At 60.3% G+C, this 22,755-nt stretch carries 23 protein-coding genes and 1 tRNA gene; 10 read left to right on the forward strand and 14 right to left on the reverse strand.

The window, feature by feature from the left end; genetic code table 11:
* Positions 1 to 87 precede the first annotated feature (87 nt).
* The 4 genes from NW851_RS08530 to NW851_RS08545 all read right to left on the reverse strand — a co-directional run bounded on the left by NW851_RS08530 (position 88) and on the right by NW851_RS08545 (position 2,433).
* Complete coding sequence (locus NW851_RS08530) at positions 88 to 813, reverse strand: energy-coupling factor ABC transporter ATP-binding protein (RefSeq protein ID WP_414333183.1); 726 nt, start codon at positions 811 to 813, stop codon at positions 88 to 90.
* Between the two features lie 7 nt (positions 814 to 820).
* Positions 821 to 1,666 carry a cell division protein FtsQ/DivIB gene (locus tag NW851_RS08535; RefSeq protein WP_414333181.1) on the reverse strand — a complete coding sequence of 282 codons (846 nt, stop codon included), beginning with the start codon at positions 1,664 to 1,666 and terminating at the stop codon, positions 821 to 823.
* Between the two features lie 49 nt (positions 1,667 to 1,715).
* Positions 1,716 to 1,934, reverse strand: a complete 219-nt coding sequence (gene ndhO / locus NW851_RS08540) for an NAD(P)H-quinone oxidoreductase subunit O (protein ID WP_414333180.1) — start codon at positions 1,932 to 1,934, stop codon at positions 1,716 to 1,718.
* 94 nt (positions 1,935 to 2,028) lie between these two features.
* Positions 2,029 to 2,433, reverse strand: coding sequence for a hypothetical protein (locus tag NW851_RS08545; protein ID WP_414333179.1), 405 nt, complete (start codon positions 2,431 to 2,433; stop codon positions 2,029 to 2,031).
* Positions 2,434 to 4,022: 1,589 nt separating this feature from the next.
* On the opposite strand from NW851_RS08545, the gene petE reads away from it, so the two are divergent.
* Positions 4,023 to 4,415 carry a plastocyanin gene (gene petE / locus NW851_RS08550; RefSeq protein WP_414333219.1) on the forward strand — a complete coding sequence of 131 codons (393 nt, stop codon included), beginning with the start codon at positions 4,023 to 4,025 and terminating at the stop codon, positions 4,413 to 4,415.
* A 199-nt stretch (positions 4,416 to 4,614) separates the two neighbouring features.
* Positions 4,615 to 4,845, forward strand: coding sequence for a hypothetical protein (locus NW851_RS08555; RefSeq protein ID WP_414333177.1), 231 nt, complete (start codon positions 4,615 to 4,617; stop codon positions 4,843 to 4,845).
* 39 nt (positions 4,846 to 4,884) lie between these two features.
* Here the strand turns inward: NW851_RS08555 and NW851_RS08560 are convergent, their stop codons facing one another.
* Positions 4,885 to 5,097, reverse strand: coding sequence for a DUF2997 domain-containing protein (locus tag NW851_RS08560; RefSeq protein ID WP_414333176.1), 213 nt, complete (start codon positions 5,095 to 5,097; stop codon positions 4,885 to 4,887).
* Positions 5,098 to 5,187: 90 nt separating this feature from the next.
* Between NW851_RS08560 and NW851_RS08565 the strand changes: the two genes are divergently transcribed.
* Positions 5,188 to 6,234 (forward strand): potassium channel family protein, encoded by a 1,047-nt coding sequence (locus NW851_RS08565; protein WP_414337804.1) that lies wholly within the window; start codon positions 5,188 to 5,190, stop codon positions 6,232 to 6,234.
* Positions 6,235 to 6,260: 26 nt separating this feature from the next.
* On the opposite strand, the gene NW851_RS08570 is transcribed toward NW851_RS08565, so the two are convergent.
* From NW851_RS08570 to NW851_RS08600, 7 genes are all read right to left on the reverse strand, one after another.
* The gene (locus NW851_RS08570; protein ID WP_414333173.1) at positions 6,261 to 6,929 is read right to left on the reverse strand and encodes a PHP domain-containing protein; all 669 of its coding nucleotides are present in this window, start codon (positions 6,927 to 6,929) and stop codon (positions 6,261 to 6,263) included.
* Positions 6,930 to 7,072: 143 nt separating this feature from the next.
* Positions 7,073 to 8,233 carry a pyridoxal-phosphate-dependent aminotransferase family protein gene (locus tag NW851_RS08575; protein WP_414337807.1) on the reverse strand — a complete coding sequence of 387 codons (1,161 nt, stop codon included), beginning with the start codon at positions 8,231 to 8,233 and terminating at the stop codon, positions 7,073 to 7,075.
* A 30-nt stretch (positions 8,234 to 8,263) separates the two neighbouring features.
* A tRNA-Cys gene (locus NW851_RS08580) sits at positions 8,264 to 8,335 on the reverse strand.
* A 157-nt stretch (positions 8,336 to 8,492) separates the two neighbouring features.
* Entirely contained in the window at positions 8,493 to 9,659 is a 1,167-nt protein-coding gene (locus NW851_RS08585; RefSeq protein ID WP_414337810.1) for a CO2 hydration protein, read from the reverse strand.
* A gap of 54 nt (positions 9,660 to 9,713) precedes the next feature.
* On the reverse strand, positions 9,714 to 11,231 hold the full coding sequence (locus NW851_RS08590; protein ID WP_414337813.1) for an NADH-quinone oxidoreductase subunit M: 1,518 nt from the start codon (positions 11,229 to 11,231) through the stop codon (positions 9,714 to 9,716).
* A 13-nt stretch (positions 11,232 to 11,244) separates the two neighbouring features.
* Positions 11,245 to 13,080: an NAD(P)H-quinone oxidoreductase subunit F gene (locus tag NW851_RS08595; RefSeq protein ID WP_414337816.1), complete on the reverse strand. Its 1,836-nt coding sequence runs from the start codon at positions 13,078 to 13,080 to the stop codon at positions 11,245 to 11,247.
* A gap of 92 nt (positions 13,081 to 13,172) precedes the next feature.
* The gene (locus NW851_RS08600; protein ID WP_414333166.1) at positions 13,173 to 14,390 is read right to left on the reverse strand and encodes a lipid-A-disaccharide synthase-related protein; all 1,218 of its coding nucleotides are present in this window, start codon (positions 14,388 to 14,390) and stop codon (positions 13,173 to 13,175) included.
* Between the two features lie 60 nt (positions 14,391 to 14,450).
* Here NW851_RS08600 and NW851_RS08605 point away from each other — a divergent pair, with 60 nt between their 5' ends.
* The 3 genes from NW851_RS08605 (at position 14,451) to NW851_RS08615 (ending at position 17,598) form a co-directional block, all read left to right on the forward strand.
* Positions 14,451 to 14,786 (forward strand): hypothetical protein, encoded by a 336-nt coding sequence (locus tag NW851_RS08605; RefSeq protein ID WP_414333165.1) that lies wholly within the window; start codon positions 14,451 to 14,453, stop codon positions 14,784 to 14,786.
* 48 nt (positions 14,787 to 14,834) lie between these two features.
* On the forward strand, positions 14,835 to 15,881 hold the full coding sequence (locus NW851_RS08610) for a thiamine phosphate synthase (protein ID WP_414333163.1): 1,047 nt from the start codon (positions 14,835 to 14,837) through the stop codon (positions 15,879 to 15,881).
* Positions 15,882 to 16,044: 163 nt separating this feature from the next.
* Positions 16,045 to 17,598, forward strand: coding sequence for an AAA family ATPase (locus NW851_RS08615; RefSeq protein WP_414333217.1), 1,554 nt, complete (start codon positions 16,045 to 16,047; stop codon positions 17,596 to 17,598).
* Between the two features lie 13 nt (positions 17,599 to 17,611).
* Here the strand turns inward: NW851_RS08615 and NW851_RS08620 are convergent, their stop codons facing one another.
* Positions 17,612 to 18,580: a 30S ribosomal protein S1 gene (locus NW851_RS08620; RefSeq protein WP_414333161.1), complete on the reverse strand. Its 969-nt coding sequence runs from the start codon at positions 18,578 to 18,580 to the stop codon at positions 17,612 to 17,614.
* A gap of 217 nt (positions 18,581 to 18,797) precedes the next feature.
* On the opposite strand from NW851_RS08620, the gene obgE reads away from it, so the two are divergent.
* The 4 genes from obgE (at position 18,798) to NW851_RS08640 (ending at position 21,660) form a co-directional block, all read left to right on the forward strand.
* Positions 18,798 to 19,835: a GTPase ObgE gene (obgE, locus tag NW851_RS08625; RefSeq protein ID WP_414337830.1), complete on the forward strand. Its 1,038-nt coding sequence runs from the start codon at positions 18,798 to 18,800 to the stop codon at positions 19,833 to 19,835.
* A 60-nt stretch (positions 19,836 to 19,895) separates the two neighbouring features.
* Complete coding sequence (locus NW851_RS08630; protein ID WP_414333159.1) at positions 19,896 to 20,264, forward strand: hypothetical protein; 369 nt, start codon at positions 19,896 to 19,898, stop codon at positions 20,262 to 20,264.
* Positions 20,265 to 20,285: 21 nt separating this feature from the next.
* On the forward strand, positions 20,286 to 20,981 hold the full coding sequence (locus NW851_RS08635; protein ID WP_414337822.1) for an L-threonylcarbamoyladenylate synthase: 696 nt from the start codon (positions 20,286 to 20,288) through the stop codon (positions 20,979 to 20,981).
* Positions 20,982 to 21,054: 73 nt separating this feature from the next.
* Positions 21,055 to 21,660, forward strand: coding sequence for a PAP/fibrillin family protein (locus tag NW851_RS08640; protein WP_414333155.1), 606 nt, complete (start codon positions 21,055 to 21,057; stop codon positions 21,658 to 21,660).
* 5 nt (positions 21,661 to 21,665) lie between these two features.
* Here NW851_RS08640 and NW851_RS08645 read toward each other — a convergent pair whose 3' ends face one another.
* Entirely contained in the window at positions 21,666 to 22,496 is an 831-nt protein-coding gene (locus tag NW851_RS08645) for a hypothetical protein (RefSeq protein WP_414337825.1), read from the reverse strand.
* Positions 22,497 to 22,755: the final 259 nt, after the last annotated feature.

The raw sequence follows: 22,755 nt of genomic DNA on the forward strand, positions 1-22,755 counted from the left end.
TTTAATTAGCGCGATAGCTTTTGATTAAGAGAGGCAAAATTGTTATCAATTCAAAAATAATTCTTGACATCTGTTCAATTTTTGCCGTTATCGGCGCAGCGAGGGGGGCACTTCCAAGCCATGGGCTTCCATGAGGTCGGCTTGGCTCATCAGGTGGGCCGGGGATCCCTGGGCCCAGATGCGACCTTGATCTAGGAGAATCACCTGATCGCACACCGCCAGGATCAGCTCCAGATCGTGGGAAGCCAGCAGAAAAGTGTGGGCAGCCTGTTGCAAAAAGGTCATCAACCGTCGCCGAGCTCGCAAATCGAGGTTGGCCGTTGGCTCGTCGTAGAGCACCAACCGGGGTTGCATCGCCAGGATCCCGGCAATGGCGACCATGCGCTTTTCCCCACCGGAGAGATGATGGGGTGGGCGAGCGGCCAGGTGCAGGGTGCCAGTCATCTGCAGGGCGGCCTCAACTGCAGTCGCGATCTCCGCCTCAGAACGTCCCAGGTTGCGCGGCCCAAAGGCCACATCTTCGGCCACCGATGGGGCAAACAATTGGTCATTGGGATCTTGAAACACCAAGCCCACCTCGGGGCGAAACTGGCCGGGCTGCAGCGGCTGGCCAAACAAGCTCACCTGGCCAGAGCAGAGGGGCAACAGGCCACAGAGGGTGAGGAACAGAGTGGTTTTGCCGGCGCCATTGGGGCCGATCACCCCCAGATGCTGCCCAACCTCGACCCGCAGATCCAGCCCTTGCAGCACCGGCGGATGGCCGGGATAAGCTATCCACAATTGGTTGACCTCCACCGCCGGCACCGGGTTCATGGCAAGGCTAGGGCCTCTGCAGGTGTTTCCAGCGCTCCTGGGTGGCGGCAGGGGTGAGCTGCAGGGTGGGCACGCTGGGGCTGGTCAGGTCGATCTGGAGAATGTCGTCGGGTGTACACTCGCAGTAGCGGCGCAGATCGCGCATTTGGTTGAGGGTTTGAATTTGCAAAGGCAAGCGGTCGGAAATCGGCCCCAGGTAGACCTTGCCCAGCTCGGTATGGAGGGTAATCCCCTCTCCAGACTGCCAATCCACTGCCTGGATCTCAATTTCCGACTGCTGCAGGGCCTGGAGCAACCGCGCCCATTGCTCTGGGGCCTGGTTCTCCCACCCCAGCAACTCCAGCTCCGGCCAAGAAGAGTGAGATCCGCTGGGGCCAGGGGGCCGAAACGGATCGGGAGGCAGCCAGTTGCCCTGCCGATCCACCCAGCCCATCCGGTCGCCCCATCGCGCGCGTGCAACCGGTTGCCGTTCCCGCACTTGGACGATCACCCCCACCGGCAGCAGCCGCCGCCGCACCTGGACGCTTTCGATGGGAGAAGGCCGGGCCGGGGATCCCAGCAGGGCTCTCTCCAAAACAGCCGGCTGCACCTGCCAAATGTTGAGGGGATACCGCAGGGGCAATTGCGCCCGGATCCAGGTGGAATCGACCCAGTGGGCACCTTCGACCTGAATTTGTTCCGGACGACGAATTTGCCAGTAGGGCTGCCGCAGGCCCAGCACCAGCAGCGTCAAGACGGCCATCGAACTGGTCAAGCGCCAGGATCCCTGCCAGAATTGGCTGCGCCGCTGCCGACGCAAAAGTCGCCTGCGCTGCAAAAGTTGCTCACGGGTAGGAGCAGCCAAAAGTGCCATTGAACCCTCTTCACCCCATTACAGGGTGTGGAGCATTCCCTGCTTCTATTCAACCTGCAATCTCCTGAACCTGATCCGCCCGCAGCCAAATGGTAGGAGTGGGAACAGACCCAAACTTAATCTGCAGGTAGTCATCTTTGATATCCACCACTTCTCCGGCGGTCTCGAAAACGTAGTTGGGGATCAAAGAATCGCTTGCCTGGGCTTCTAGGCTGCCCTCCAGTTTCTCGCGGATGGCCCGCACCAGGGTGCCTCGCTTAATCGCCATTGCTCCTTCTCCAGTTCAGTGTGGATTCGATAGCAGTTGTATCACGCCTGTCGCTGCCGCAAATTGGCTTTGACCGGGATCAATCTGAATTCGCCTATTTTCGTTTCAGGCTGCGGGCCATGTTGCGGAACAGATCCATGTCTGATCCGCCCTGGCGCCGCGGGCCGGCTTCGCTGCTGCTCGAAGTCGCGGATCCCTGCTCAGAAGCGGCTTCAGGAGTTTTGGCTGGCTCTGTAGACAGCTTAACTTTGCCAAGAGAGGAGACCTGCTCCACCACCTCCACCTTCTCCTTGCTGCCGAAATCCTGGAAGGTGTGCTTCACAATCCTGGGGGTGCGCATGTACTCGATGTTGCCAAGGGTTTTGGCCTCGTCTGGATCGAGAAAAAAGGTATTGTCGTTCTTCTCTTTCTTGGGGGTTGGCTTGGCAACAGTTTTCGTTGAGGGTGGGGAATCTGCTTGGCCACGAGAGCCAAACAAGCGCTTGAAGATGCCTACCATGGTTGTTTTGCCTGCAACGCGAAGGAAGTTGATCCGGATCCCTGGGCACTGAGTTGGCCGGGTAAGGCCAAGCCCAGTCTTGACTTCTCCCCTCCTTGAAAGAGAGAGGATTCCCAAAGGGCGCTAGGCAACAGGCTGAAGCCACATCGCTTTGCTTGCCCTTTGAGCTGTCACCCACGGATTAAGGTGGGTGGGAGCAGTCAAAAGCCCCCTACCAACAATGCTTGGATCTAGTCCAAGCATTGTTGCTAATTCGACCTTGCTAGGGGCTAAAGCCCCTTGGGTTGGCTGTATCCCCTCGCTGAAGCAGAGGGGTTTTAGCCTGTCTACTTCATTGATGTTAAGCTAACTTAGAGCGTTATGCTTGCCTGGGCAGACGGTTTTCTCGGCCAAGTGGCCACTCCGAGCAGTTTGAGTTTCCTCGCCAAGCCACCCTCAGCAAGCCAACAAAGCAGAGAAACAACTGGGTTGAGCAAAACTTATTCAGAGCTTATTCATGTGCTTGTGGAGTGTAGTGCACCTCAACCCTAAGGGGAGCGCCCAGGTTCAAGGCAGTGCCGATACAGCGAGCCAAGATTTGAATGTTAAGCCGCTGCTCGGTCGATTCTAGGCTTTTTATAAGGTGGCTCTTGGCTGAGCTAACTATGGGTGAACGCTGTACATTCATCTTAATAAGCTCGCGATTGGGTGAGGACTCAGTAACCGACTGCTTTCAGATGATCTTAAGAGGGCCAGCAAAGGATATCGAAGGGATATAACCAGCAGTATTCAACAACCTGCTCTTTAAGGCTATGACGGTCTGGCCTTCTTTTGCATCGGCAGCCCCACTGATTGCATCGAGCAAAGTAGCCTTGGGCTTTCAGGGATCCCACGGAGAAAGAATCTCTATCTCCAAGGGTTTTCGAGTAGGCGTGAGCGCAACCTGGAAAACTTGCTCTTTGCGGGGCCTAAAGATGGGATCTGGAGTTTCCCTTCCCCAGATCTTGGGGCACTTCCCAACCCGCCCAATCCCACCATTTGAGCCGCCGCCCGTACCAGCCAGGGCCACGATGTCCCCGGCCCAACAACCGTTTGTTGAACCTGCACCCAACCCACGCCGGCGGGGAAAGCAACTGACCCAACGCGGCATCCACCTGTGGAAGGGTTGTGCTGTTCACGGGTTCGGTCTGCTGCCGCTCCCTGTCAAGGAGGTAACGTTGCTGCCCCCCGGTTGGGCATGCTCTACTTTGCGATGAGCCTAGTTATCAAAGAACCTGGGTCTAAAACCCCACCGTTCATAGCGGCTTTGTGCCAAACTAAAGTTGGAAACAAAAGCTAAGTTTCCAGCTTTCCAACCCAAAGTCGCGGTGGGGCAAAGCGCCGCGCGCCAGCAAAGCCGAACGCCCGACTCCAAGATAGATGTGGAGATCGTGTAGGGCTAGCTTGCCAGCGACGGTCGCTGAAGCTCCAAGAGTCCTCCGGCTATCGCTTGCGGAAGCAAGCTAGAGTTGGGGTAGGTACGTCAAAACTTGGAAAGTGGCAACTAAACTGCAGAGTTTGGGATAACTGCTGTCACGTTTTGAGAGGAATCCATGTTTCTAGTTTTCAACCTGGTGAAGCGTTTGCAGCTCATCCTGCTCAGCCTTGTGGTTGGGGTGGTGGCTGTAGCGTTCTTGTCCAGCCCTGCGGCTGCCGAAACCTACACCGTCAAGATGGGATCCGACAAAGCCCAGTTGGTCTACGATCCGCCCTCTCTGACCATCAACCAAGGGGATACCGTTCGGTGGGTGAACAACAAGGTCTATCCCCACAACGTCGTCTTTGACAAGGTGCCCGGTGGGGATGCCGCTTTGGCGGCCAAGCTCTCCCACAAAGCCCTGCTCACCGCTCCCAACCAAGCAGTAGAATCAGCCTTTGTGGATGTCCCTCCGGGTGAGTACACCTACTACTGCACGCCCCACCGTGGGGCCGGAATGGTCGGCAAGATCATCGTAAACGGCTAGATCGGCACCCTAGCCCCCAGAAGCCTCAGGGATCCGCATTTTGATTTGGCCTTGCTGGCCAGGGATCCCTGCTTTTAGCATGTAAAGACAGCCCTCTCAGGAGTGGGAGGGCTTTTTGGCGAATGGACACGCATTCGACCGGCTTGCCTTGCTGCTGCGCAGCTACAATCCACAAAAATAGTCCACAAACGAGTTCTGTATGACCACCAGCGTTAAAGGTTACCTGCTCTTGGCCGTTTCCTGCCTCAGCGCCATTGCTGCTGTTGGCTCGATTTTCGAGCTGGCTTCTGGCGAGCCGGATTTTGGCGTCGGCCCCACCAGTATCATCTTGGTTGTTGCTGCTCCGTTGGCGGTTTGGCTGTTTCAGTCGGCAGTTGGGGCGGCGCGGTCCAGCGGCGCTGCTGGCAGGGGGGGCAAGAAGCGAAAGTAGGCAGGTAGATAGGGGAAAACTGGGGGCAAGGAGACGGAGTCAGCAGGTTTGCGGTAAAGAGACTTGCGATTCTATCTCGGCTTCTGCTGGCTGATGAAACTCCGGCAACAGCTTTCGTTCTTGCACAGTTCCAAGGGCTGCTTCTAGCTCTGCCGTGGCTAGAGTACAACTGGAGCCAGATCCGTTCAGTACGGTCTCGGTAACCTGTCCGTTTTTGTCGATCCGATATTCCACCTTGATGTACTCAGGCATCGGCACTCCACTCGCTACCGAGTCAGCAACTGACTTTCTTCCCATTTTAGTTTCTGCTTCCTCTTCCTTGGCCAGATCTGGCTAGGCTCTATGGCTTCCTCTCGTATCTTTCGGGCTGCCAAAGGGGATCCCGGCATCCGTCGCGATCTGGGATTGGGTGTGGGGGCGCTGCTGGGCGTTGTCCTGATCGGCACCCTCTGGTACCACGGGGTGGAGCAGTGGCCTTGGGTGGAAGCTTTTTACATGACCGTTATCACCTTGACCTCGGTGGGCTTCATGGAGGTGAGGCCGCTGGGGGAGCGGGGGCGTTTGTTCACGGTGGCCTTGATCCTGATGGGGGTTCTGAGCATTGGGTTCATGGTGAATCGCTTTACGGAGGCCCTCATCCAAGGGCATTTTCAGGAAGGGATCCGGCAGCGGAAGTGGAAGAAACAGATGGAAGCGCTGAACAACCACTACATCGTTTGCGGTTTTGGACGCATTGGGCGGCAGGTGGCGCAAGAGTTTCAGGCAGAGGGAGTGCCGTTTTTGGTGATCGATCAATCTGCCGAGGCAATTCAGGTGGCGCAAGAGCTGGGATATATCGCTCTCCAGGGGGACAGCACCCTGGATGCCACCTTGTTGGCGGCGCGGGTGCAGCAGGCCGAGGGGTTGATCGCCGCCCTCTCCAGCGATGCCGAAAACCTCTATGTGGTGCTGTCGGCCCGCACCTTGAACCCTCGCATCCGCACCATTGCCCGCGCCAACACGGAAGAGGCTTTGCAAAAGCTGCAGCGAGCGGGCGTTGCCCACGCCATTTCTCCCTATATCACAGGCGGCAAGCGGATGGCGGCGGCTGCCTTGCGCCCCCGCGTGGTGGACTTTGTCGATGGGATCCTGTCGGGTCGGGATCGCACTTTTTACCTGGAGGAGTACGAACTGGCGGCCCAAGAATGCCCCTATGTCGGCCAAACCTTGGGGAAAGCCAATTTGCGAGCCCGATCCGGCGCTTTGGTGGTGGCGATTCGGCGGGCAGATGGCCAGCTAATCGGTGGCCCCAGTGGAGACACCCTGCTGCAGGCGGGGGATCTATTGCTGTGTATGGGCACGGCCGAGCAGTTGCGCCGCCTGGGCCAGTTGCTCTATCCCCGTCTCTAGAGGGTTTCTCATCAGGGATAGCCTAGCTAGATTCGCCTGAGGATGCTGGGGCCGTGGGAGTCGGTGCCGCAGGTTTTCAAAAGTCCATAGGTCTCGGCCAGCTTTTCCCCGATCGCCGTCTCTTCTGGGCTAGGAGCCCAAATTTCGGGGTTTTTGTAGGCGTAGTAGACCTCAAGGCCATCTAGGCCCAACTCCACGGCTGCCGGAACCAGCTCTTCCGCAGGCAACCCGTAGCGAAAAGGATGGGCCAGCACTGCCAGGCCCCCAGCCGCTTGAATAGCCCCAATGGCCTCAGCAGCGGCCAGGCCGGGCACCTGCTCCCCCTGGATAAAGGGATCCAAAACAGGGTCGGCAGGATCAAACCCGTAGCCGAGAATATGCACCTCGCAGCCCAGCAGGTTGGCTGTAATCTCGATCCCCGGCCACAGAATGGGATCCTCGGCGCGATCCAGGTGGGCGCGGGCCTGTTCGTAGCCCTTCAGGGTGTGGTGATCGGTGATGGCCAGGCCCTTGAGGCCGTGCCGGCGCGCCTGCTCTGCCAAGTCTGCCGGATCCATGCGCCCATCGGAGCAGCAGGTGTGCAGATGAAAGTTGTACTGCAAGGGACAAGAAAGAGGGCCGATCCCTTGCAGCACCCGCCGCAGCTCCACCGCAGAAGCCACTCTACAGGGATCCCATTGCAAACCAACCAGCATGGCTACCCTTGCCTCCCCAACAGGCGCTGCTCCAGAGAAGCTAAGCTCCGAAGTTTTATGTTTTGTTAAGGATGTCCACCCATTCTAGCCGGGGTGCAGGAGGGGTGCCAGGTGTGGAGAACTACAGTAGTGGCCAGGGATCCCTAAGGGTTGGTCAAGATCTCTTCAGCAGCCTTGAGGGCTGCTCCAGGAGAGAAGTCGCTGTAGCCCAGTGTGTGCAGGGTTGACTCGAGAGCAGCCAGCGTCGTGAGAATGTCGCGCTCGCTCACAAAGCCCAAATGGCCGATGCGGAAGATCTTGCCCTTGAGGTGGTCTTGGCCGGCGGCAAGGGCAATGTCGAAATGCTTCTTCAGGGTGCTGCGGATAGTGTCGGCGTTGATCCCTTCGGGAGCCAGCACGGCTGTTACCGAGGGGCTGGCCGCCGACTCTGGGTTGACCAAAAGCTTCAGCCCCAGCGCCTTGACACCGGCGCGGGTGGCCTGGGCCAAGCGGTCGTGGCGGCGGTAGATGGCCTCCAACCCTTCCGCCCGCATCAAGCGCAGGGTAACTTGCAAGGCGTAAAACAGATTTACTGCCGGGGTAAAGGGAGTGGTGCCCTGGCGCAGGGCTTTTTGGGCCAGCTTGAAGCTCCAGTAGTACTTGGGAAAGCGAGAGCGCTCGGCAGCAGCCATGGCCCGCGGGCTGACGGCCACAAACCCCAGCCCCGGCGGGATCATGTAGCCCTTCTGGGATCCAGAGGCCACCACATCCAAGCCCCACTCGTCCATGGGCACTGGCATCGCCCCCAAACTGGTGACCGCATCCACAATTACCAGCGCTTCCCCATGCTCGCGGGCGGCAGCCGCAATGGCCTGCACGTCGTTGGCCACGCCGCTAGAGGTTTCCGAATGGGTGAGAATGACCGCCTTGATGGTCTTCTCCCGGTCGGCGGCCAGCTTTTCTTGGAAGACCTCGACGGGATAGGGCACGCCCCAGGGGGTTTCTATCCGCTCGCACTGCAGGCCAAATTGCTCCGACATCTCGGCCCAGCGCTCGCCAAACTTGCCGTTGACCCCCACCAAAACCCGTTCCCCTGGGCTGAGGGTGTTGAGGATCCCGGCTTCCATGGCCCCGGTGCCGCTGGAGGCAAAGACAAACACATCGGAAGTAGTCTGGTGCAGCCAACGCAGCCCCTCCGTCACCTCTTCCAGAATGGCGGTGAACTCTTTGCTGCGGTGCTCGATAGGCCCCCGCGCCATAGCCAGCAGCGCACTCTCGGGAACGGGAGTGGGGCCGGGGATCATCAACATCAACTTGTCTTTCATGCGTGTCCCGCCAGGGAGGTCAGGTTTAAGAGGTGGCGGCCAGATTCGAACTGGCGCATAGAGGTTTTGCAGACCTCTGCCTTACCACTTGGCTACGCCACCCTACTCCTCAATCAGACAAGACATTGTATCCGAAAATGGGATCCCCTAGCCACCGCTGCGCGGGAGCTACAGACGTAGGATGTTACAAAGCAGCCCCTGCTCTTCTGGCGAGCCAGATATCGCTCCAAGCGTCCCTGGAAAAACGACAGAACCAACATTAGTCTTGCACACTTAACAGACGGGATCCCAGCAGCCGTTGTAGCCAAGGGGCAAGGAACTCGCGGTTAGCCGACTGCTGCTCTGGATCCTGGGTTTCCAGAGGAAAGGGGGCAAGGGCCCGCAGGGCGGCAGTGGTAACGCAGAACATGGCCTTTTGGAAGCTGAGGCAGATTTTCACCCTGAGGTCATCTTCCCCGCGCGGCTGGCGGCGGTAGTGCTCCCGCAAAGACTCAGGCAGGTGGCGCATCATATCCTGCATCAAGAGAGTGGGTGGGATCCCGGCACTCCCCACCGGCAGCGGATCGGCATAGAGGGCTCCATAGGCGAAGTCCGCCTGCTCGACTGGGATCTGGTGCGCCTGGGCGTTGTAGGAGACTGTGCCCATGAAGGGGAAAGAGCGGAAAAACACGGCTTCCACGTAGGGCAGGGCCGTGTCGGGCAAGAAGGTCAGCCCCGCCGACAGGGGGATGATCTCGTAGCGGTGGCCCCAGATGCAGGGAGCGTAGGTGATGGGCTTGTTGGCGGCTGCCACCAACCCCTGCTGGATGTGGGCCACCACGTCGGTAAGGGTGAGCTGGGGTTCGCTCTCGTGGCGCTTGGCCAGGGTCAGGAAGAGATCGCTCATCACCCGCCAAAACTGGCCCAGGCCGCTGTACATGGCCAGCATGCGCACCTGTTCCAGCGCAAAGTCGGGGCAGAGGAAGTTAAGGCCCTGCAGAAGGGGGTTGAAGCGGAACTTGGCCCGAATGGCCACCTTGGCTCGCTCGACAAATTCGGGAGTATCCAGATAGCGATCCAGACCGCCTCCCCCATGCCAGAGCATGGCTTTCATGCAGTATTCGGCAAACTCGTAGTTGATGCGATCGTGCCAGAGGTAGCGCAGCCATTTGCCCGGCGTAATTTCGCCGTTAAAGTACTTAAAAGCGGGGAACAGCTCCAAAAATTGGTGGTCGGCAATGAAGATTAAATTCTGGGAGTAGGCATCCAGCACCCGGCCGTAGCTGTGGAGGATGCCGATCACCTCCAGCCGGTTGCTGGGGGAATCCGGCACAAGGGCTCCCCCTGCCTCTAGGCGTTGGACAATAGGAGCCAGTCGCCATTGCTCTAGAGGATCTAAGCCGGCCAGAAAGAAACAGGAAGGAGCGGGAACCAGGGTAGCAGTCATGGGAGAAGCAGCAGTTGAGACAACAACAAAAACCCAGTTGATCTCACCAAATCGTCACAACGAAGATGACCCAGGCCCGAAAGCAGTGATCGGCCTGCCTGCTTCAGCAAGATTGAGGACCACCGGCCTGGCCCAGTGAGCGGCGGTGGACTCCACCCAATGGGTTGCCCAGGCAGGCTGGAGGCCGAGCCACACCACCAGCACTGCTAGAACTACAGCAGGCAGGCGTTCTCCGGCGGCATGTCGTTGCATGGCAATGGCCACCTCCGAGAGGCGCCCGAAAAAGACACGGTTCACCATTAGCAGAAAGTAGGCCGCCGTCAATCCTGTCCCCACCATGCACAGCAGCGTCTGCAGGGGGAAGACGGGAAAGCTGCCCCGAAAGAGGGTAAACTCGGCAATAAAGCCCACCAGGCCGGGCGTGCCGCCGCTGGCCATCACCCCCAACACCGTCAAGCTGCCAATAAGCGGCAAGCCCCGCTCCGGGTTGAGCAATCCCCGCAGCAACCTGAGATCCCGCGTGCCGGTATTGGCGTAGACGGCACCCACCAGCAGAAACAGCAGCGAGGAAATCAGGCCGTGGCTCACCATCTGGAATAGGGATCCCACCAAGGAGAGGGGGGTGGCCGCCGCCGTGGCCAGGAGAATGTAGCCCATATGGGCAATGGAGCTGTAGGCCACCAGCTTTTTCATATCTTGCTGCACCAAGGCGTTCAGGGATCCATACAGCACATTGGCCACCGCCCAACTGGCCAGCCAGGGCCCGGCTTGCTCCCAGGCAGCCGGCAAAAGCTGGAGGCCAAAACGCACCAGGCCATAGGTGCCCAACTTGAGCAAGAGCCCCGCCAAGAGCACCGAAATGGGGGTGGAAGCCTCCACGTGGGCATCCGGCAGCCAGGTGTGGAAGGGCACCAAGGGGATCTTGATGGCCAGCCCCAGCAGGATGGGAATAAGCAACAAAAGCTGCTGCAGCAGGGGCAAGGGGTGGGCCTGCAGAACGGTGTAACTAAAGCTGTGAACCTCGCTCAGCCAACTGAGGCCGAAAAAGCCAATCAGCAGCAGAATACCAGAGACAGCGGTGTAGACCAAAAACTTGGTGGCAGCATAGGTGCGCCGCGGCCCGCCCCAGATGGCAATCAGCAGATAAAGCGGGATCAGCTCAACTTCGTAGAACAGGAAGAATAGCAGCAAGTTCTGGGCCAGAAAAGCCCCCGCAATGGCGGTTGCCAGCAGCAACACCAAGCTGTAGTAGAGGCGAGGCCGCTCCACCTGGCCGCTGGCCCAAAGGGCAATCAACACCAGCAAGCCAGTCATCACCACTAGCGGCAGGGAGATCCCGTCCACCCCCAGCTCATAAACCAAGCCCAACTGCGGGATCCAGGCCACTCGTTCGGCCATCTGGATCCCTTGCTCTTGAGGATCCAAAAGCAGCAGCAATCCCAAGCTCAGCCCCAACAGAGCCAGGCCAAACCCCAAAGCCAAAGTCCGGTGCAGGCCCTTCCCCGCTCGCTCGGGGATCAGCCCCACCAAGATGCTGCCCAACAACGGGATCCCGACCAAAAGGCTGAGCATCGCTTCCTCCCACTCAATAGGCCAATCCCAAATGGGGCGAACGCAGCAGCCAAGCGGTAACCACCACGACCCCAATGACAATGAGCAGCACGTAGAGCTGCATCCGCCCCGACAGGGTGTACTTGAGGGCTTCGCCGCTAAACCAAAAAGCCAGGCTCACCCCGTTCACCAGGCCATCCACCCCGTTGCGATCCAGCCATTCCAGTCCGCGGGAGAGGGCGCTGACCGGCTGCACCAGCAGCGCCTGGTAGAGCTGCCCGGTGTAGAAATCCTGGGCCAAGAGATCCTGCAGCTCCGGCCAGGGCAGGCGCAGCCGCCGCCGGCCTCCCCAGTACAGCCAGGCACCAACACTGGCTCCCAGCAACCCTGCGGCCCCCAGCAAGACAGCCATCTGCTGCAGCTCCGGGATCCAAGCGGGATAAAGCCCCCAGCGCCAGAAGAGCCAGGGCATGAGCAAGTTCTGCACCGTCAGGATAACCATGGGCAGGGCCATCAGCCAGCCCACCTCAGGCGCGCGGCGCGTCTTGGGCTGCGGGGATCCCAAAAAGACCAGACCAAACACCCGCGCCAGATTCAAAGCCGTCAGCCCGTTAACCAGCAGCAACACCCCCATCAGGGCCGGCTCGCTGTACACCAGCGCCAGGCGAATGAGAGTCCAAAAGCACCCCAGTGGGGCCACCATCCCCAGGGATCCCACGGCAAAGGCGGCCAGGGTAGCCGGCATGCGGCTCCCTAGGCCCCCCAGCTCCGTCAGATCCTGGGTAGAAGTGGTGTAGATGAGGGATCCCACCCCCATAAACAGCAGCGCCTTGGCCAGGCCGTGCATGAGCAGCAGCTCCAGGGCCAAATCCGGCTGCCCCGTCCCCACCGCCACAAACACCAAGCCTAGGTAGGCACTGGTGGAGTAGGAGAAGGTGCGCTTAAGGTCGATTTGCGCCAAGGCCACTAGGGATCCCCCTATAGCCGTAATCGTGCCGATGGCCACCAGCACCCCATCGGTGAGGGGAGAGAGAGCCAAAAGGGGCTGCAGCTTGATCAAGACAAAAGCGCCGCAGGCTACCACCGCCGAGTTGCGCAGGATCGAAGCCGGGTTGGGCCCCTCCATGGCCTCATCCAGCCACAGGTGTAGCGGGAACTGGGCGCACTTGCCCAGCGGCCCTGCAATCAAAGCCAACCCCATCAAGGCCGCCCAAGTCGGATCCAAGCTGGTCGTAGCCGCCCAATCCCGCAGGCCGGAAAAGGTCAAAGAGCCGGAGAAGTTGGAAACCGCCACCACCCCCATCAACAGCAACAGGTCTCCCACCCGTTTGGTGAGAAAAGCATCCCGCGCTGCAGTGACCACCAGCGGCTGGGCGTACCAGAAGCCCACCAACAGATAGGTGGAAAGCGTCAGCATCTCCAGCAGCGCGTAGCTGAAAAACAGGGAATCGCTGAGGGCGATCCCCGTCATCCCGCCCTCGAAAAAGCCCATCAGGGCGGCAAAGCGACCCAGGCCCCAGTCCTTATCCAAATACCCCAAGGCATAGATCTGGGCCAGCAGGCTCAAGCCGCTGAACCAGACAACGGTTCCCAGCGTCAGAGACGAAACCTCCAAAGACAGGGTCAAATCCAGATCGGCCACCCGAAACCAGAGGTAGTTCAGGATCTGGGGATCCCGACCCCAAACCTGCCGCAACAGCCAAAGGCCATGAGCAAGGGCCACAAAGGTCAGTAGGATATTGAGGTAAGCTGCCGGGCGCGGGCCACTGCGCTTGATCCAGCCACTGGCCCAAGGGAGAGCCAGCGCCGTTCCCGCCCACCCGTAGCAAGGGATCCACCAACTGCTCTCCAACCCCAAAAGGTTTGACATTACCCAATAAATTGAACAATGACAACGAACAGAAAACCAACGGAGATCAGTCAGGATTTTTAACTCGTTCTCTGGTTAAGGATTTGAGATCACTATATACCCGGCTCGGACGGTTCCAAAACCGGGTCGGGTGGCTTGAGCCAATCTCGAACCTGGGCGGCAATCCGCCGGGCAGCGCCTGGAGATCCCATGCGGCGGCGTCCGTGGGCCTGCAACTCAGCCGTGTAGTTGGGATCGACGGCCAGACGCTCCAGAATCCGGCTAACCACAGCGGGGGCCTGCTCCACCGAGGTCAAGTGGACGGCGGATCCCAGCAGACGGGTTTGGGCTTCGGCAAAGCGGAGCGTAAACTGTGGCCCCCCGCCCGGCAAAGTGACCACCGGCTTTCCCAAGCCCACACATTGCTCGGTGGCCGTTCCCGCCATGGCCAGCACCACCGTGGCCCGGTGGGCACAGGCGCCGAAGTTCCCCCAAACCAGAAGTACATCGCTGCGCTGAGGTGGGATCCGAGCCTGAAGCTGGTCTGGTTCCAGGTTGGGGCTGAGGGCAGCATAAACTTGAACCTCCCTTGGGATCCGCTCCACCACCTGCATCATCAGGGCCCAGTTGCGGTAGGCTTCCGGCGGACGGGATCCCGGCAAGAGCAGCAAGGCCGGTCGGTGCGGATCTAAAGGTAATGCCCCGCGCGGCTCCAGGCCGTCCATCATCGGGTTGCCCAGGTAGAAGGCCCTCAGGCCCCGTTTTTGCAAAGCGGTTGCCGTCAGCTCATCCCGCAAAAAAGAACCCAGGCAGCGCCGGTGGGCCATCAGCCAGCGTTCCCAGGGCAGGTAATCGGAAACCGGCTGCCCCATCCAAGCGCGGCGGTACGGCCCCCGTTCGTCCCGCCAGTAATAATCCGACTTGGCCGTGCCCACGAAAACATAGGGGATCCCGCTCCACCAGGCCATCGCCAGGGGCACAATGTCTCCCACCGCCAGCACCAGCTTCATCTGAGCCGCCGCCCGCCGCACCAGAGCCAGTTGCCGCCCCGTCAGCCCCAACAGGCCGGCCCGCAGATCCCGCCACAACTGCCGCCAATCTTGATAGATAAACCCCCCCGACGGCATCACTTGAGCAACGGGCAGAAGGGGGATCCCTTGGCGTTGGTAGGCTGTCCCTTCTCCCACAATTGGCAGGGCTTGCACCGGGATCCCCAGTTGGATCAGGGCCAGGGCAAGGCGGCTGCCCACCTCATCTTCCCCGTGTCCATTGCTCAGACACAGCACCGGCGGCGCCAGGCGCAATTGGGTTCCCGGTCTGGGCTGAATCAAGCGGGATCCTCCAGAAATCTCCTCCTACAATAGAGCCAATCCGAGAGGGGAAGCCGGGAGATGATGCGAAATGAGCGACAACGAGCCGAGTTCATTGCGGCAGTAGAGGCCCTCCAGCTCGAAGGCCCCTATTTCGTAGAAGAGCGCCTCACCCGCCATCGTGGCCCTTTCTTACGGGCAGTGAAAGATGTGCCCGTAGGCGGAACTTGGTGGGAGATCCGTTATTTTCCCGCCTGTGAGTGCTACGCTTGGGCCTACCTGCCGGAAGGGGCCGGCCCGCGGGAGTTTGCCTGGGGCCACACGCTGCAGCAAGCTTTTCTCAACGCCTTGTGGCATCAACCCCTTTCTGCCGAAAGCCAAGAACAGCTGCGGAAAAACCATTCCGATTTACAGTAGAGATCAAGATTCTCTTAAACTTCCCTCTTCTTCCCGCGTGCAGGGAACATGAAACCGCAGGCCGTCGCCCGTATTCTGGATGCCAACCTCGACCGCGCTCGCGAAGGGCTACGGGTGCTGGAGGAGTGGTTTCGTTTCGGCCTGGAAGAGGAAAAGCTCTCTGCGGAATGCAAGGCCATGCGCCAAGCCCTGGCCCGCTGGCACAGCGACCCGCTGCGGCTGGCCCGCGATACCCCTGCCGACCCAGGCACCCAGATCTCCCACCCGCAAGAGGAGCAACGGCGGGATCTCGGCCACCTGTTGCAGGCCAATTGCAGCCGTGTGCAAGAAGCGCTGCGGGTGCTGGAAGAATACGGCAAGTTGGCCGAGTCCAGTCGTTGGGTAGCGCCCGGCCTGGCCAAGCTGGCCAAAGACATGCGCTATCGGCTCTATGTTCTGGAAAGTGAGCTGCTGGGGGGATCCCTGCGGCAGCGTCTCCTGGCAGCCCATCTTTATTTGGTTACCAGCCCGGTGCCCCACTGGCTGGAAGTGGTGGAAAAGTCCCTACGCGGGGGGGTAACACTGGTGCAGTACCGCCGCAAAAACCTTCCCGACAGAGAGATGCTCTGGGATCTCAGGCAGTTGCGGCAACTGTGCGACCGCTATCAGGCGTTGATGATCGTCAACGACCGGGTGGACTTGGCTTTGGTCAGCCAAGCGGATGGGGTACATCTGGGGCAGACGGATCTGCCGGTTGCCCAAGCCCGGCAACTGCTGGGAGCGCAGCGGCTGATTGGCCTGTCGACCACCAACGCTGAAGAGCTGGCCCAAGCCCTCAATAGCGGCGTGGACTATATCGGCGTCGGCCCTGTCTATGCCACTCCCACCAAAGCGGAAAAACCCCCTGCCGGCCTGGAGTACGTGCGCCTGGCCGCCGAAAAGGCCCATCTGCCCTGGTTTGCCATCGGCGGCATCGATCTCCACAACCTGGCCGAGGTGCGCCAGGCAGGCGCCAGCCGCGTAGCCGTGGTGCGGGCCCTGATGGAAGCGGCGGATCCCACCCAGACCGCCCGCGCCATGTTGGCCGAACTGCAAGGGATCCCTGCTCTATCCTGAAGATAGACCCCGAATCTTCTCAAGACCCTTCTAACTCCCGATGGCAGAGGCCGCAAAAGATCTCAAAGAGCTCCCCGATCGCAATCGGCAAAGCAGCGGGGATCCCGGCTTGAGCGGGATTGCCACCGAAGTGCAAGGGGAGCTGGTGCGGGAGCTGGACTTGATGATCCGGGCCCGCTACCCCCTGCTCTACCTGGTTTCCCCCGAAGAGGAGCCGGCGGACGCCGTGCTCGTGCAAGTAGCCAAGAGAACCGATCCGCCGCGGCGGCTGCTGTTCTGGGACGTGGTGCGGGGCTGGCAAGATACCGGCGAAGACCGCGGCTCCATCATGGCCGCTCTAGGGCGGGTGTGGCGCTCGGCCCCCCAGGAAGACACCCTGTTTGTGCTGCGGGATCTGCACTTTGTGCTGCGCAACGCCAGCAGCGACAAAAATGCCCCCATCCTGCGGGAGCTGAAGAACCTCAGCCGCGAGCTCAAGCGCACCCGCAAAATGCTGATCCTGCTCAGCCACACCCTGGAAGTGCCCAGCGACCTGGCCGAGGAGATCACCGTCGTCGATATTCCTCTGCCCAACAGCGAAGAGATCAGCCGCCTCATCCAGCTCTACGTGGCCCCGGAAAAACTCAAGCTCAGCCCCCTGGCCCGCGAGCAACTGGTCAAAGCCTGTCAGGGGCTGAGCCGGGAGCGCATCCGCCGCGTCTTGGCCCGCGCCTTGGCCGCCAAGCAGGAGGTGAACGAGGCCGACATCGACCTGGTGTTGGAGGAGAAAAAACAGGCCATCCGCCAGACGGGCATCCTGGAGTTTTTCACCGCCCGCGAGACCCTGAAAAGCGTGGGCGGGCTGGACAACCTCAAGGCCTGGGTGCGGGTGCGCCAGGAAGCCTTTACCGAAGAGGCGCGGCGCTACGGCCTGCCCAACCCCAAGGGCGTGCTGCTGGTGGGGATCCAGGGCACCGGCAAGTCCCTCTCCGCCAAAACCATCGCCAACGAGTGGCGGCTGCCCCTGCTGAGATTGGATGCCGGGCGGCTCTTTGCCGGCATTGTGGGGGAATCAGAAAGCCGCGTGCGGCAGATGATCCAACTGTCAGAAGCCATGGCCCCCTGTGTGCTCTGGATCGACGAAATTGACAAGGCCTTTGGCAACATCACCAGCAGCGCCGACGGGGATTCGGGCACCAGCCGCCGGGTGTTTGGCAGCCTGATTACCTGGATGCAGGAGAAAACCAGCCCGGTCTTCATCGTGGCCACCGCCAACAACGTGCCCCTGCTGCCGCCGGAGCTGTTGCGCAAGGGCCGCTTTGACGAGATCTTTTTCCTCAACCTGCCCACCCAAGCCGAGCGCAAGGAGATCTTCCGGGTACACCTGCAGCGGCTGCGCCCCAGCCGCCTGCGGGAGTTCGACCTGGATGCCCTGGCGGCAGCCGCTCAAGACTTCAGCGGCGCCGAGATCGAGCAGGCGATCGTGGATGCGATGTACAACGCCTTTGGGGGCGGCGGCAGCGGCGCTCGGCGCGATTTCACCCAAGAAGACATCCTGCAGTCCATCCGGGAAACTGTACCCCTGGCCGCCATCGCCCGCGACCAGATCGAAAGCCTCAAGTGCTGGGCTGCCCAAGCGGGTGCCAGGACAGCTTCTCAAGATGCCCAGGTGCTACAGGAAATGAAGCAGTGCTTTGCTTCCCAGCATCCAGCTTCACCGTTGCCCACCAGCCCTTGATCCCGAAACCACCTTATTCCACAGCCGTCGCTGCGTATTCCAGCTCTTCCTCCGCCACTTCCGCTGGGGCTTTCTCCGCCTGTCCTTGCTTGGCAGCCAGCATTTGCTCGCGGTACTTGGCTGCCATTTCCTCGGCTTTCTCGTACACCAGCTTGGGATCCCGAATCATGTCGCCGGGATTGGGCTCCAGTTGCTTGGTGGACAGCGAGATCCGCCCCCGCTCCGCATCCAGATCGATGATCATCACCTTCACTTCGTCGTTGACGTTGAAGACACTGTGGGGCGTGTCGACATGATCGTGGGAGATCTCGGAAATGTGCAGCAGGCCGGAGACGCCGCCAATATCGATAAAGGCGCCGTAGGGCTTGATGCCTCGCACCGTGCCGACTACCACCTCGCCCACTTCCAGCTTGTTCATCTTCCGCTCCACCAAGGCGCGGCGATGGCTCAGCACCAAACGGTTGCGGTCTTCGTCCACCTCCAGAAACTTCAGGGGCAGCTCTTCACCCACCAGCTCTTCTTTCGGCTTGCGGGTGCTGATGTGGGATCCGGGAATAAAGCCCCGCAGCCCTTCGATCCGCACCAGAGCCCCACCTCGGTTGGTGGCAAAAATGGTTGAGCGGACGGTGGCATCTTCTTTCTGGAGCTGTCGTACCCGTTCCCAGGCCCGCATGTACTCGATGCGGCGGATAGAGAGGGTCAGTTGCCCCTCCTCGTTCTCTTCGGTGAGGATAAAAAATTCGCGGGTTTCTCCAGGCTGCAGCATCTCGTGTGGATCTTCCAGGCGGCTAATCGACATCTCCTGGAGCGGCAGAAAGGCAGCCGTTTTGGCCCCGATATCGATCAAAGCACCGCGCGGCTCCACCGAGAAGACCGTACCCGCCACAATTTCACCGGGGCTAAAGTGATAGTCATACTTATCCAGGAGAGCGGCAAAGTCTTCAGTGGTAAAACCTACATCGGCAGCGGTGAATCGACTCATAGGGGTGCAGTAACAGAATCAGTTGCGCGGAATCAATGGGTAGAAGGCCAGTCGAGTTTGGCAAAGCCCCAGATGAGAGTATGTTTACTCTCCCACTTTCCCACCTGCGGCGGATGTGGCTGGGGAAATACCATAGTAGCTCAGCGGGGCGTCTTTTGTGGCAAGTTTCCCGGCGATCTTGCCAAGCTAGAGCATAGAAGATTTGGGAGAAGAACGATTGCACTTTATTGACCAAGCCGAAATTGAAGTGCAAGGGGGAAATGGCGGAGATGGCATCGTGGCCTTCCGCCGCGAAAAGTATGTGCCGGCTGGGGGGCCATCCGGTGGCAATGGTGGGCGGGGCGGCTCGGTGATCCTGGTGGCAGATCCCGGCCTGCAGACCTTGCTGGATTTTCGCTTTCAGCCGGTGATCAAGGCAGAACATGGGGCCAAAGGGGGGCCCAACCATCGCAGCGGGGCTGGTGGTGCGGATCGGCTGGTGCGGGTGCCCTGTGGCACGATGGTGTTCAACGCTCAAACCGGCGAGCTGCTGGGGGATCTAGTGTGTGAGGGGGATCGAGTGTTGGTGGCCCGCGGGGGCAGAGGCGGCCTGGGCAACGCCCATTTTTTAAGCAACCACAATCGTGCCCCCCGCCGATTTACCAAGGGCGAACCCGGAGAGCGGGTGCGCCTGCGCCTGGAGCTGAAGTTGATTGCCGAGGTAGGCATTGTCGGCCTGCCCAATGCGGGCAAGTCCACCCTGATTTCGGTGGTCTCTTCTGCCCGGCCTAAGATTGCCGACTACCCCTTCACCACCCTGCAGCCCAATTTGGGGGTAGTGCCTCATCCTTCCGGAGATGGGGTGGTGTTTGCCGATATTCCGGGGCTGATCGAGGGGGCCCACTTGGGGGTGGGGCTGGGCCACGAGTTTTTGCGCCATGTGGAGCGCACCAGGGTGCTGATCCATTTGGTGGATGGCACAGCGGCGGATCCCGTCAGAGATTATCAGACCATTCAGCAGGAGCTGCGCGCCTACGGCCACGGGTTGATCGATAAGCCGCAAATTTTGGTTTTGAACAAGATCGACATTCTGGATCCTCAGCAGGTTGCCGAGCGCACCCAGAGGCTATCGGCTGCCGCCGGCACTTCGGTGGTGGCCATTTCTGCGATTGCCAGGCAGGGGCTGGATCCGCTCTTGCAGCGGGTGTGGCAGTGCCTGGGTCGGGGATCCCCTGCGGAGCTGGATCTCGTGGGGGCAAAATCCATCCAGTCCTGAGGCGGAAGCATCCTAGAATGGGAGAGCCCATGCCTTGCCAAGCTCCAGAGATAAGTGGCTATGTATATCTCGGCGGAGGATCTGCCACCGGATTTGCGTCAGATCATGTTGGCTGTTGAACAGGCAGCCCAGGCGAGGGCAGGAGCGTGTGTGGAGCTGTTGCTGCTCCTGCGGCTGCTGGAGGAGATGCACCGCGCAATCCTGGAGGGTGCCTTTCGGGAGGCTTTGCCCAACACCCGTCAAGCTTTGTATCGGGTGCTGCAGGATCTAGAGGAGGCGGGCGACTGGCCCTACCTGCCACGTCTGCATATCCAAGCCCTGATGCAACAACTGAAGGACTGGCCGCAGGGATCCCTGCCGGTGCCGCCCACTCCCCGTTCTGCAGGGGTTGTGGAAGTGGCGGAAAGCCCTAGCTGCCCCGAATCTTGAGATTTTGCTTTTTTCTCCCGAATGGCCGAGTACTTTAAGCTCCATCCGCAGCATCCCCAGGCCCGCTCCATCCAACGGATTGCAGCCGCTCTGCGGGAAGGGGCGGTCATGCTCTACCCCACTGATACGGTCTATGCCATTGGCTGCGATGTCACCCACAAGCAGGCGGTAGAGCGGGTAAGGCGTCTCAAGCGGCTTTCCAACGACAAGCCCCTCACCTTTTTGTGCCCTTCGCTTTCCCAAATTGCCCAGTACGCCCAGGTGAGCGATCCCGCCTATCGACTGATGCGGCGGCTGATCCCAGGCCCGTTTACGTTTCTGTTGCCGGCCACCAAGCTGGTGCCCAAGCTAGTCATGGATCCCAAGCGGAAAACCACTGGCATCCGCGTGCCCGATTCGGCCATCTGTCAGGCGCTGTTGGCCGAGTTAGGCAACCCCATCGTCTCCACCTCGGCCAAGCTGGGCGGGGATCCCGTTGGCTCTTTGGAGGTGGGTTTTGACTCTGTTGGGGATTGGGAAGAGGGGGGAATCTTTACCGCCGAGGAAATGCGACAGTTGGAGAAACAGGTGGATCTGGTGCTGGATGACGAGGCTCCCTATCGGGCCCAGGTCTCGACGGTCATCGATCTCACGGGGCCGGAGCCCCTGTTGGTGCGGGCAGGCCTGGGGTACGAGCAGGTGGCAGAGCTCAGGCGGGTGGAAGAGCTGACTGGCTGAGGGCCGGGATCCCCCTTTCCCTACTCGGCTGCCACCAACTCCTAAAATAGGGTCGTGCTGCTGCGGTAAGCCCATGCCTGGGTCTTTGGCTGAGCAAAAACTGGCCCTGTTGCGCCTGCTGGAGGTGGCCGACCGAGGCCGGAAGGTTTCCCCTGACCAGAAAGCCCAAATCTTGTCTCACATTGCTGCCCTGGAAGTGCTCAACCCCACCCCCAGGCCAACCTCTGCCCCTGAAAAGTTGGAGGGGAACTGGCTCACCCTATTTACCACCAGCACAGACCTGCTGCGGCTGGCCAAGTTGCCCTTTCTGACCACCGGCGAGATCTACCAGTGCATTCGGGCCAAAGCTGGACGGGTCTTCAACGTGGCGGAGATCCAGGGATCCGGTTGGCTGCCACGGGGAGTTTTGGCGGTGGCAGCCCGCTTCTACCCGGAGTCGGAACGCCGGGTCAGGGTCATTTTCGAGCGCTTTGTGCTCGGCTCCCAAGCGTTGATGAGCTACGAGATCGAGAGTTTTCTCCATTTGCTTGAACGGGCTCCAGAGCGGATCCCGGCGGTGAAGATCGACCTTCGCCGCCGCGAGCCAACAGGCTGGCTGGACATTACCTATTTGGATGAAGACTTACGGATGGGTCGGGGCAGCGAGGGGAGTGTGTTCGTGCTCAAGCGGGTGAGTTGAGGCTGCTAGCTGGAGGTTCCAGAAGGCTCCTTTTCTGGGATCTCAGGGAGTGGCTTCTGGGCTAAGGTAGCGCCTATTTCTTGGAGAACCTGCAAGGCACGGTAGGACTGCCGTAAAACCTGCAGCTCCTGTTGAGTTTGCTCCAGTTGCCGAGCCCATTGGTCATGTTGAGAGCGCAACTGCCGATTCTCGCATTTTGTGCGCTGCAGGAGGCGCTTGAGCTTTTGCTGCTGCTGCTGGAGCTGGGCCCGCTCGGCTTCCGACTGCTGCAGTTGGATCCCTTGGCGTTCCAGCTCTATTTTTAGGGCGGTAACTTGCGATTGAAGCTGGCGGAGCTTTTGGTGCAGTTCCCGCCCTGGTGTGGGTTTGGCCGGTTTGGAGTTTGGGGAAGAGGGCGGGGGTGATGTTTGGAGATTTTGCAGATGCCGTTGCAACTGTTGGGCTTGGGCCTGCAGAACTCGGCACCGCTGCTGCTCACTGCGCAGTTGCGCTTGGGCGCGTTCGCAGGTTTGGATTTCGGCTTTCACCTGCTGCTTGATGCGGTCGAGGATCTTTTGGTGGCGGAGCTGGGTTTGGCGGATCTCCTCAGCCACTTGCAGAGGACGCGGATCCACCTCGGGTCGCCGCGGCCTGCCACCGTGATCGGCGGGATCGAAGGGGGACACAGCCGCCAGCAGCGAGGCTCGAAAGTCAGGCCAGGAATGCGACTGCAGACCCATCTGAACCAGCCGCCAAACCCCGTAGGAGGCCCCAATTGCCGCTACCAGGCCAGGGATCCCGGCCAAGGACAGGGAAACCTTGGGCAGGGTCGGCAGGATCTGATCCAGCAGGCCCACCACCAATGCGAAGACAAAGAGCCCGCTCCCCGCGGCAGCGGCACCTGGGACCCAAGAGGAGCGGGAGGACATCATCGTTTTTGTTTATCAGAACCACCAGAGCGGGAGAACCAGGGCAGAGGTCAGGTTCAAAAATCACCTGTCTGCATCTCAGTTTATCCCACCGGCAACCTCTGTCTCTCATGAACTACCCCACCGCGCAGGCGGGTGGGGTTTCCCCATCCGCTTTACGGCGAGATTTTTGTCTCTTCCTCTGCCC

This window comes from Synechococcus sp. H55.7 (genome assembly GCF_047462395.1).
In the GTDB taxonomy this organism is placed as follows: domain Bacteria; phylum Cyanobacteriota; class Cyanobacteriia; order Thermostichales; family Thermostichaceae; genus Thermostichus.

Bases quoted from the DNA above. Each gene is read 5' to 3' on its own strand.
- NW851_RS08530 (WP_414333183.1), bottom strand. From the start codon at position 813: ATGAACCCGGTGCCGGCGGTGGAGGTCAACCAATTGTGGATAGCTTAT.
- NW851_RS08535 (WP_414333181.1), bottom strand. From the start codon at position 1,666: ATGGCACTTTTGGCTGCTCCTACCCGTGAGCAACTTTTGCAGCGCAGG.
- ndhO (WP_414333180.1), bottom strand. From the start codon at position 1,934: ATGGCGATTAAGCGAGGCACCCTGGTGCGGGCCATCCGCGAGAAACTG.
- NW851_RS08545 (WP_414333179.1), bottom strand. From the start codon at position 2,433: ATGGTAGGCATCTTCAAGCGCTTGTTTGGCTCTCGTGGCCAAGCAGAT.
- NW851_RS08555 (WP_414333177.1), top strand. From the start codon at position 4,615: ATGACCACCAGCGTTAAAGGTTACCTGCTCTTGGCCGTTTCCTGCCTC.
- NW851_RS08560 (WP_414333176.1), bottom strand. From the start codon at position 5,097: ATGCCTGAGTACATCAAGGTGGAATATCGGATCGACAAAAACGGACAG.
- NW851_RS08565 (WP_414337804.1), top strand. From the start codon at position 5,188: ATGGCTTCCTCTCGTATCTTTCGGGCTGCCAAAGGGGATCCCGGCATC.
- NW851_RS08570 (WP_414333173.1), bottom strand. From the start codon at position 6,929: ATGCTGGTTGGTTTGCAATGGGATCCCTGTAGAGTGGCTTCTGCGGTG.
- NW851_RS08575 (WP_414337807.1), bottom strand. From the start codon at position 8,233: ATGAAAGACAAGTTGATGTTGATGATCCCCGGCCCCACTCCCGTTCCC.
- NW851_RS08585 (WP_414337810.1), bottom strand. From the start codon at position 9,659: ATGACTGCTACCCTGGTTCCCGCTCCTTCCTGTTTCTTTCTGGCCGGC.
- NW851_RS08590 (WP_414337813.1), bottom strand. From the start codon at position 11,231: ATGCTCAGCCTTTTGGTCGGGATCCCGTTGTTGGGCAGCATCTTGGTG.
- NW851_RS08595 (WP_414337816.1), bottom strand. From the start codon at position 13,080: ATGTCAAACCTTTTGGGGTTGGAGAGCAGTTGGTGGATCCCTTGCTAC.
- NW851_RS08605 (WP_414333165.1), top strand. From the start codon at position 14,451: ATGATGCGAAATGAGCGACAACGAGCCGAGTTCATTGCGGCAGTAGAG.
- NW851_RS08610 (WP_414333163.1), top strand. From the start codon at position 14,835: ATGAAACCGCAGGCCGTCGCCCGTATTCTGGATGCCAACCTCGACCGC.
- NW851_RS08615 (WP_414333217.1), top strand. From the start codon at position 16,045: ATGATCCGGGCCCGCTACCCCCTGCTCTACCTGGTTTCCCCCGAAGAG.
- NW851_RS08620 (WP_414333161.1), bottom strand. From the start codon at position 18,580: ATGAGTCGATTCACCGCTGCCGATGTAGGTTTTACCACTGAAGACTTT.
- NW851_RS08630 (WP_414333159.1), top strand. From the start codon at position 19,896: ATGTATATCTCGGCGGAGGATCTGCCACCGGATTTGCGTCAGATCATG.
- NW851_RS08635 (WP_414337822.1), top strand. From the start codon at position 20,286: ATGGCCGAGTACTTTAAGCTCCATCCGCAGCATCCCCAGGCCCGCTCC.
- NW851_RS08640 (WP_414333155.1), top strand. From the start codon at position 21,055: ATGCCTGGGTCTTTGGCTGAGCAAAAACTGGCCCTGTTGCGCCTGCTG.